Here is an 8,534-nt window from a genome sequence, read left to right on the forward strand (position 1 = left end):
TGTCATCAGTGACCATGGCCGGCCTGTTGCGCTGCCTCGTGCAGAAAGGCGTGCTAGCTCCGGGCGATATTCGCGAGATCTATGAGACGGCCCTCATGCTGCTTGAGCTGCAACAGGCCAGCGTGCCTGCGAGGCAGGAGGCCTTTGTTGCCGCTCGGGCGGCTCTCGAGAACAGCCTTCAATCGCGCAATCGAAATGCCAATTAGAGGCGAGCGGATTGTGCCGGTGACAAGTCATCGCAGCTGGCTAMCCCTAACGCYGARGTGATTCGACGCGGCGTCGGGTGACCGATCCAATCTTCAGCGCGCATCGCGCGCACTTSTCGGGCGGGTTCGACTCCCGCCGCCGCACCAACCACCTTCGAWCCAACGCCAAGGCAAGCCCGCCCGGCGATCGAGATTACGTCCCCGGTTTTCTCTCGACGGGTCGCGTTGAAAACGCACGACGTTCGAAGACCGCGCATCCCGTTCAGTGCGCGCCCTAGAGCCTTGCCCAATAGGCGAAGTTCCGCCTCGGCTGTGACCATTCGTGATCCGTCAGCGCGTGACGCTGCATGGCGCATTTCTTGCGGTATGCGGTAAACTGAGGCTCACGCAGAGCAGGGGCGGCCGAGTGGAGGCGGAAGGTGGACATAGCGACTTGGCTGCGGAGCCTGGGCCTGGAGCAATACGAGCCTGAGTTCCGTGACAACGACATCGATGCCGAACTTGTGCCGCGGCTGACGAGCGAGGACCTCAAAGACCTCGGCGTCGTCTTAGTGGGGCATCGCCGCAAATTGCTCGACGCCATTGCCGCAATGAACAATGCAGCCGGTCTCTCAGAGAGCTTCCCCGTCGATCCTGGGTCAGCATCAGTGCCGACCTATCGGTACAATCAACCACGTCAGCCTGATGCGGAACGTCGCCAGATTACGATCCTGTTCTGTGATCTTGCCAGATCGACCGAACTATCCTGTAGCCTGGATCCTGAGGAGTATCGAGGCATTATCAGCGCCTTCCAACAGGTCTGCGCCGGTGTCATCGCCCGGTTCGACGGTTTTCTTGCGAAGTACATGGGTGATGGAATTCTTGCCTATTTCGGCTACCCACAGGCCCACGAGGATGAGGCTAGCCGCGCAGTTCACGCAGGATTGGTTCTGGTTGAAGGCGTGACAGGCCTTCCGCTCCCAGCCGGCTTGGACCCTCTGCATGCGCGTGTTGGCATAGCGACCGGTCTGGTCGTGGTGGGGGATCTGATCGGCGCAGGATCAGCCCAAGAGCAGAGCGTCACGGGTGAGACGCCAAGTCTCGCATCACGGCTACAGGCGCTTGCTCCACCGGACGGAGTGGTGATTGCGCCAACAACCCGGCAGCTTCTCGGAAACGAGTTCCAACTTGCAGATCTCGGGGCGCAGTATCTCAAGGGATTTGCCGCGCCAGTTTCAGCCTGGCAGGTTCTCGGCACTCAGATGGTCGAAAGTCGCTTCGAAGCTCTGCGTACGGGTGCAGCGCCTCTGATTGGGAGGGCGGAAGAACTTGGGATCCTGGTACGCTGTTGGGAGCAGGCCTGCGGCGGTGAGGGTCAGACCACCCTACTCTCAGGCGAAGTTGGGATTGGGAAGTCACGACTTGTGCGAGGACTGCTCGACTGCTTGCAGTCCGAGGCATATGCTCGAGTGCAGCACCAATGCGCTCCCTTCTTCAGCAATTCGCCCCTGCATCCCTTCATGGAGCAGATCGAACGGGATGCCGGGTTCCTGAGTAAGGATACGCCCGAAGAACGGCTGATTAAGCTGGAGAGCCTTCTGATCCAAGCCACGAACGATGCTACAGTGTCGGCATCCCTGTTAGCCGCGATGCTCTCGATCCCGACCGGTAGCCGCTATCAACCGCGTGCTCATGATCCTCAACAGCAGAAGGATCTCACGATCGAAGCCCTGATCCAGTATCTCATCGGCCGAGCTCGGCAGCAGCCCCTGCTCGTGGTGGTAGAAGACGTGCACTGGGCTGATCCGACGACCCTGGAGTTACTTGAGCGGCTGATCGACCGGATGTCTTCAGAGCGTGTTCTCCTCCTAGTCACGTTCCGTCCAGAGTTTGCAGAAAGGTGGCACAGTCGCCCTGATGTGACGCTGATCTCGCTTAACCGCTTGGCGCGTCGGCAGACGACCGAGCTTGCCAATTGGATTGCGGGAGGTGCGGCGCTGCCAGACCCAGTGCTCAACCATATCCTCGAGAAGACAGATGGTGTGCCGCTCTTCGTCGAGGAGCTCACAAAGGCTGTGCTGGAGAGCGGGTCTCAAGCAGGGATGGGAAGTGAATCTGCAGGTGGTAGTCCGCTCCCCTCCGTTATTCCGGCTACCCTGCATGACACTCTTATGTCCCGTCTGGACCGTCATCCGGACGCTAAATATGCCGCCCAGAGAGCGGCTGTGATCGGTCGTGAGTTCACCTTTGGGTTGCTTGCTAGCATCAGCCCTCAGAGGGAACGCGAGTTGAAAGCTGCTCTCGAGCAACTCATCTCCTCTGGGCTGATCTTCGTCCGGGGAGCACCACCCGAGGCGACTTACACGTTTAAGCACGCCCTTGTGCGCGATGCCGCCTATACGAGCTTGCTCAAGAGCCGCCGCCAGGAATATCACGCGCGGATCGCGGCCATTCTTGAAGAAAGCCACGCCGATGTGACCACTCGTCAGCCAGAGCTCATTGCTCATCATCTGAGTGAGGCCCGTCTTGCAGAGAGAGCTGTCGTGTACTGGCAACTCGCCGCTGACAACGCAGCACGCCGACAAGCGCATCAGGAGGCAATTGCGCATTCCAACCGCGGCGTTGCGATGGTGGATCTGATCCAGGACCAGAAGCAACGAAAACGGCATGAGCTGCGCCTGCTGGTGCGCATGGGGACCTCTGCTGCTGGCGCAAAGGGGTGGGACGCGGCGGAAGTCGGAAAGGTGCTATACCGGGCGCGAGACCTCTGTGCCGATTTGGGAGACGATAGCCTACTGCATTCCATTTTGGAGGGGCTTTTTGCGTTCCATGTGACGAACGGGGAGTTGCGCACCGGAGAGAAGTTCGGCCTTGAGCTCCTCAGGTTGGGAGAGTTTCGAAACGAGATGGTCCTCCAGATCAACGGCCACCAGTCGCTGTTGAACGCCTGTTACAAGCTCGGGGCGTTTCAGGAGGCGCAAGAGCACCTGGAACGCGGGATCAGCCTGTACAAGGAGCGCTCCTGGCCTGAGGCTACCATTGAGTCCGGTCACCTACGCCCGCTCCTGCTGATTTATGGTGCCTGCACGCTGTGGGTCCTGGGGTATCCAGATCGGGCAAGGCAGGCAGCAGCTGATGCCCTCATCCTCGCGCGTCAAGGTGGGCATCATCTTACCTTGGCTCGCGCCACTCACATGAATGGCCACCTATCAGAGCTCATGGACGACTGGGAGGGCGTTCGGAAGGCGAACGAAGAGACCATGGCCCTTGCCACAGAATGGGGCCTCTCCGGGATTAAGGAGATGGTTGCCCGACGTGAGCGGCTCGTTGCAGTGGCGCTCCACTGCGATCCAGAGCAGATGGAATACAAGCGCCGGCACCCGCAGCCTGGCTTCGCACGCTCACTGCACGATGCTGTGCTGGCGAGAGCCTATGGCCGCCGTAGCCAGCCTGAAGAGGGGCTGCGGATCCTCGAAGGCACTGAAACTTGGGCGGATGAAACGGGCATTCGGTTCTTCGATGCAGAGGTCTACCGAACGCGTGGTGAACTGCTCCTGCTCACTAAGCGGCCAGATGAGGCCGAACACAGCTACCGTAGGGCTCTGGAGGTCGCACGCGAACAGAAAGCTCGCATGTGGGAGTTGAGGGTTGCATGTGACTTCGCCCGCAGGCTGCTCGGCCAAAGGCGGGGGGCAGAGGCATACAATCTATTAGCACCGGTCTATAGCTGGTTCAGCGAAGGCCTCGACACTCGGGATCTACAAGTGGCTCGGGCGCTGCTCGACACGCTCTGCCCGTCATCTGAAGCGATTTGAAAACAGGCCCTCCCCGGTTGGGTGACAAGGGGAGAACTGTAAAGCTGCTCCTGCCACAGGACGTGAAGGCCCGCGAAGCGTCCCCCGAACTGCGACAGCACGGCCTCGATTGCGGGCCAAGGAAGAGCAGGTTGCCGAGTGGCAACTCAGGACGTGAGCCTGTCGGAGATCGCACGGCGTCTCGGGATCGGGAAGACGAGCTGTCGTCAGAACATTTGGTGTGAATAGGCATCCTGTTTGACCCCTGGATCGGCGTCCTGCATGACCCCGCACATCTCTAATATTATCTAATCGATTCAAGAACCTGCCGCCGAATTGATGGGGCGAGGCTTAGGCGCCGGTCGGGGGTCAAACGGCATGCCGCTTCACACCTTGTCGACATACAAGGCTGCCAGTTCAATCATTGCGGCGCCGACACTGTTGCGCGCGCAGCAAGCATCGAAAAGGCATTTGATTGGCTTGAGGCCGTGCTCAGCGTGCCGTACGCCAAATGAATTGCACTTGCTTGCGCGACCAATGACTAGGGCCTGATCAGCAACGTCGATAGGGTCGGGCCAACAATGGGGCGATATCGCTTGTCGACAAGTGATGTCCAACGCGAATATCGTTCGCGAGAGGAAGTGACGGCATGACTGCGATTTGGTTCAAGAACAATGACGACGCCTTTAAGAATTGGTGCAAAGCACATAGTTGCGGATTCTTTGTGAACGCCCACCACAAGCCGGTTCGAAAATACCTGATTCTGCATAAAGTCGGATGTCCAGCCTTCAAAGGGCGAGGCGGCTTGACCGGACCGCAATACTCGAAGCTTTGCTCGGACTCGATAGATGACCTGYGATGTGCGGTGCGGCGCGAGACGGACACGAAGGACTTTTCATCTATCTGCAAAAGGTGTTGCCCGCCGACCAGCGGCTGAAGCGCTGCTAATGCGACGCAGTTGCAGCACGGCAGCGGGTCACGGCGGACACCAATGGGCTTGCCGCGAAGCCTTGGCTGCCGGGCCGGGGCGATAGGGAAGGGCGTGGCCCTCCTTCAGCAGCACGCGGCCGACATCGACGCCACCGGCGTAGACGCGGGCGAGTGTGCGCCGGTAGCGGTCCTGTCCTTGCGGGACGAAGGTCACCGGGCCGCTGTCGAGCAGTTCCCGCAACCGTTGCTTGGCGGCGAGGCCGAGGATCAACTCGCGCTCGCAACGCGGCCGGAAGGTCTCCGGGGTGTCGATGTCGAGCAGGCGGATGCGGGTGCCGTCGATCTGGACGGTGTCGCCGTCGATCAGCAGCGTGGTGGCGGTGGCCGGACCGGTCAGAGACAGCGCGAGCGACATGGCGAGGATAGTGTCTTTCATGATCGGCAGCTGGTCTTGTTCACGCTGCCACCGCGGTAGCTCCGGCATTGCGAAAAGCCGCCGGGACCGCTGCAAGTGGTGATGGTGACGCTGCCGGATTTCCTGCTCTGGCAGGACGTAGTGCCGGCATGAGATGGGGCCGTCAGGATCAGGGTGGCCAGCAGTGCTGTGATGACGATCTTCATGGTTTCCCTCACTATCAGCGGCGACGGCCGCCGAAAAACCCACGCAGCGCGCCGAAGCTGAAACAGCCCTCGCCTATCTTCATCCAGACCGCCAGACGGGCCTGCGAACAGACAGGCGTTTCATCACCTCGTCTCGCAGGCTACGCCATCGCCGTCGCGGTCGAGATGCCGGGCATAGCCGGGATCGCCAGCCTGAATGTTCCAATAGCCCGCCATCCGCGCCTGAGTGCAGTTCTTGAAGTAGACTGAGGCGGTCGTGACCTTTGGCCTGGCCGGAGTTACCGCAGCCTTGGCAGGGCCGACGGTCTTGGTCGGGGCATCGGCCCTGGTCAGCGCCGGCACCACGGCGACGGCCGGGGCAGGCGTCAGATTCGGAACGGGCGAATCAACCTTTGCCGCCGAGCCCTTAGCTTTGGCTGTCGCGGCATCGACCGCACCCACAGCCGGCGAGACCGACGCGTTCTTCGCAGGCGGGACGATCGCATAAAGAGCAGCGCCGAAAGCAGCAAGCCAAAGTACAGATAGCGTCGGTTTCATCACAACCTGAACTCCTGAGCGACCGCGATCTACGAGGGGCGACGGCGGTGGAGTTGCCGCCGCGTCCTGGTAACCGCGCGGCGATTACCGTGGGGACTTAGTAGCTCTGCCGCGTTCGCGGTCTCACGCGTGCAGGGAACCGTCCTGCAGGGGATTGCCGCGATTTTCCAGAAACGGCGAATTTACCCACTCAGCCCGTGCTGCCGGCGGCGCTTCTTCCAACTCATCGACTTCCTGAGCGAGCTTCGCCATCTCGATTGTCAACTGGATCATCGATCCAGTGATTATCTGGCCATCGACGCACAGCGGATTCGTCAGCATATAGGTCTCGACCTTCGGCTTACGCTCGCGATGGACCTGGATGCCGTAGCCGCTAGCAGTGATGCCAATCAGGTCTTCGAGGCTGCCGCTGTTGGTTCGCAGCGAGCCGAGAAACGCGAGGCGCTTCGTCGTCAAGATCAGCGTGCCGTGATCGATCTGGCGCAATTCGTCGGAGCTCTCGCTCTCGCTGAAGCCGGTGCTTTCACCGGAGCTAAATCGGTATGAGAGTCCGCCACCGAACCGCATGGTCGGGCCGCTGGAAGCACTGCGGCCAAACCGGCTCGAGCGTCGAACGGCGCGCGGCTCCATCAGATCGACGCCGGGCAATACGCACAGCACCCTTTCGTCATGATCGACACCAGCCGGGACCGAGCCGCAGATCATCTCGGGTGGAACGCCTCGAATACGACGATCAAAAATCCATTTATCGGCATCACGGCACTGGCGCTGATAGGCCGCCAGTTCCGTGGAATCGGCCGCATTGTCCGCGGCATTTGTCGTCGCGCTCAGGAGGTTTGTCGTCGCGCGCAAGAGGTAGGGAAATGCGAATGCCCCAATCACTACGGTGGCGACAACGAGAGATGCCGTGTCCATCTTGGGCTCCCTTGGTTTCGATGTTTGTCAAAACCCGCAGCGAACGCCGCTCGCTTTGACCAGGCGGCGATGGCCGCAGCGTTTTAGTAGCTTTCGCCTCCTCTCGCGGTCTTGTTAAAGTCGGCCAATTATTTGCTCTCGGCGGAAACGCGAGCGCGACATGACAGAAGATGGCGCCGATATGGCAATGGCTGGTCGGGTCACAGCCCAACTCCCGTCTTCTGGATTGACGGAAGTCGCGGTCCACATCCCACCCGGGCGGTCTGCACGCCGCGGCGTTTGAGTTCCTTCGCGGTGGCATTGGCGCTGAGGCCGGCGAGTTCGCCCTCAAGCAAGGGCCGGATCAATTCGGCGAAGCGGTCGGCTGATCGGCGCGATCCGGCACCACCCTTCAACCCAGCCGCGGCGGCGAGGGCTACGGCATGGAAGGCCGCCGTCTCAGGGCGAGGGTTGCCGAGCTTGACGCCACGGGCCTTGGCGGGCTTGCAGCGCGGCCTTGGTCCTCTGGCTGATGGCCTCGCGTTCTTGTTCCGCAACCAGCCCCATGACGCCGACCATCATGCGAGTGGCGTTCGGCATGTCCACGGCGACGAACTCGAGGCCGGCGTCGCGCAGGCTCAGCAGGAAGACCGGATCGCGGCTCAGACGGTCGAGTTTGGCGATGACCAGAGTCGCCCCATAAAGCCGACAGGCGCGCCGGTACGATCATCCAGTCGTCCGGATTCGCACTGTGTTGTAGTGCTTTCGCCAGCTTTCGATGACGGCTTTGGCCTCGGCAAGGCTGTAGAAGATCTCGCCGTTGAGGAGCTCGTCGCGAAGCTTCGATGAAGGCCGTCTTCGCGCCGACCGCTGTGATCCATTCCCGCACTGCTTTAGCGACCGCCCGATCCGCAATCGAACGGAACCTGGCATAGCCGTCCAGACCACGCAGAGAGTGCCGCCAGCCACTCAGTGCATCCGAGCAACGTCGCGACAGTCGGCGACGCTGAGGGCGCCGAATGAAAGGCATTACGTCGCCAAATTTCGCCCGCGTCGCTTCTAATTGGGGAGCCCTTCGCCCATGCAGAACGTTGCTTGCCATTCTTCCTCTGTCAGCGGCCGGTTCATCTCGTGGCCATCATCGAGTGCGTCCGTGAGGCTCGCTTCCCTTTCCTCATCGCTGAGGGGTCGGTTGCTGACCACGTACCGCACACCATTCCCCGGGCGCGTTGCCTCCAGTTTCGCGATGCGCTGTGACACTCTCGTCATGGCGCCGGCCTCGCTGCGCTCGTCATGATGGCGGCATTCAACTCGGCATCTGGCATCAGCCTCACAGCGCGGCTGCCCCGCGTTTGATTGAGGCGGTCACAAGGCTCGGCACCTGACACGAGCGCCATCAGCTCAGTGTCGGAAAGCCCCGGAACATCGCTCCACCGCGCTTCCGGCAACTCAGCAGGCCCGGGCATCACGCCCATGATGATCGGATCGCCCCGCCTTACGGCTCCAGCCGCGAGCGCGTGCTCGTAGGCCTGCTGGAGGGCCTCCGCCGACCGCTCCCAGAGCACGAAGGCGA

8 protein-coding genes and 1 pseudogene are annotated in these 8,534 nt (G+C 61.2%); 2 read left to right on the plus strand and 7 right to left on the minus strand.

Annotated features, from left to right (window positions below):
* On the plus strand, positions 1–206 hold a 206-nt coding region (locus tag AC1DVA_RS25415; protein ID WP_476807720.1), incomplete at its 5' end, for a hypothetical protein.
* A 419-nt stretch (positions 207–625) separates the two neighbouring features.
* Positions 626–4,000, plus strand: a complete 3,375-nt coding sequence (locus tag AC1DVA_RS25420; RefSeq protein WP_476807721.1) for an AAA family ATPase — start codon at positions 626–628, stop codon at positions 3,998–4,000.
* A gap of 955 nt (positions 4,001–4,955) precedes the next feature.
* Here the strand turns inward: AC1DVA_RS25420 and AC1DVA_RS25425 are convergent.
* From AC1DVA_RS25425 to AC1DVA_RS25455, 7 genes and pseudogenes are all read right to left on the minus strand, one after another.
* Positions 4,956–5,345, minus strand: coding sequence for a thermonuclease family protein (locus tag AC1DVA_RS25425; RefSeq protein ID WP_476807722.1), 390 nt, complete (start codon positions 5,343–5,345; stop codon positions 4,956–4,958).
* Positions 5,342–5,530 (minus strand): hypothetical protein, encoded by a 189-nt coding sequence (locus AC1DVA_RS25430; protein ID WP_476807723.1) that lies wholly within the window; start codon positions 5,528–5,530, stop codon positions 5,342–5,344. Before AC1DVA_RS25430 ends, AC1DVA_RS25425 begins: the two co-directional genes overlap by 4 nt.
* 123 nt (positions 5,531–5,653) lie before the next feature.
* Positions 5,654–6,067 (minus strand): excalibur calcium-binding domain-containing protein, encoded by a 414-nt coding sequence (locus AC1DVA_RS25435; protein WP_476807724.1) that lies wholly within the window; start codon positions 6,065–6,067, stop codon positions 5,654–5,656.
* Positions 6,068–6,190: 123 nt separating this feature from the next.
* Positions 6,191–6,982, minus strand: coding sequence for a hypothetical protein (locus tag AC1DVA_RS25440; protein WP_476807725.1), 792 nt, complete (start codon positions 6,980–6,982; stop codon positions 6,191–6,193).
* A gap of 438 nt (positions 6,983–7,420) precedes the next feature.
* The gene (locus tag AC1DVA_RS25445; RefSeq protein WP_476807727.1) at positions 7,421–7,651 is read right to left on the minus strand and encodes a recombinase family protein; all 231 of its coding nucleotides are present in this window, start codon (positions 7,649–7,651) and stop codon (positions 7,421–7,423) included.
* 54 nt (positions 7,652–7,705) lie between these two features.
* A pseudogene (locus AC1DVA_RS25450) lies at positions 7,706–7,862 on the minus strand (integrase core domain-containing protein); the annotation flags it as partial.
* Positions 7,863–8,226: 364 nt separating this feature from the next.
* Positions 8,227–8,534: hypothetical protein (locus AC1DVA_RS25455; protein ID WP_476807726.1), on the minus strand; the 308-nt coding region annotated here is incomplete at its 5' end.

The sequence above is a fragment of the Allobosea sp. P4_C6 genome (assembly GCF_056402015.1).